This window comes from Enterobacter cloacae complex sp.6700776, assembly GCF_048284255.1.
Lineage (GTDB): Bacteria > Pseudomonadota > Gammaproteobacteria > Enterobacterales > Enterobacteriaceae > Enterobacter > Enterobacter intestinihominis.
Genome location: NZ_JBLVYK010000122.1, coordinates 1 through 324 on the forward strand (window position 1 = coordinate 1; position 324 = coordinate 324).

At 54.6% G+C, this 324-nt stretch carries 1 tRNA gene and 2 rRNA genes; all 3 read left to right on the forward strand.

The window, feature by feature from the left end:
* Positions 1–91 (forward strand): 5S ribosomal RNA (gene rrf / locus ACNQ0T_RS23495); the annotation flags it as partial.
* A 14-nt stretch (positions 92–105) separates the two neighbouring features.
* Positions 106–181 (forward strand) — tRNA-Thr (locus ACNQ0T_RS23500).
* 43 nt (positions 182–224) lie between these two features.
* Positions 225–324, forward strand: a 5S ribosomal RNA gene (rrf, locus tag ACNQ0T_RS23505); the annotation flags it as partial.

The window sequence follows — 324 nt, forward strand, 5'->3', positions numbered from 1 at the left end:
CACCTGACCCCATGCCGAACTCAGAAGTGAAACGCCGTAGCGCCGATGGTAGTGTGGGGTCTCCCCATGTGAGAGTAGGGAACTGCCAGGCATCAAATTTAGCGTGCTGATATGGCTCAGTTGGTAGAGCGCACCCTTGGTAAGGGTGAGGTCCCCAGTTCGACTCTGGGTATCAGCACCACTTTATACTTAGGTTAAAGTTCGGCAAGAAGTAAAAGAATTTGTCTGGCGGCTTTAGCGCGGTGGTCCCACCTGACCCCATGCCGAACTCAGAAGTGAAACGCCGTAGCGCCGATGGTAGTGTGGGGTCTCCCCATGTGAGAG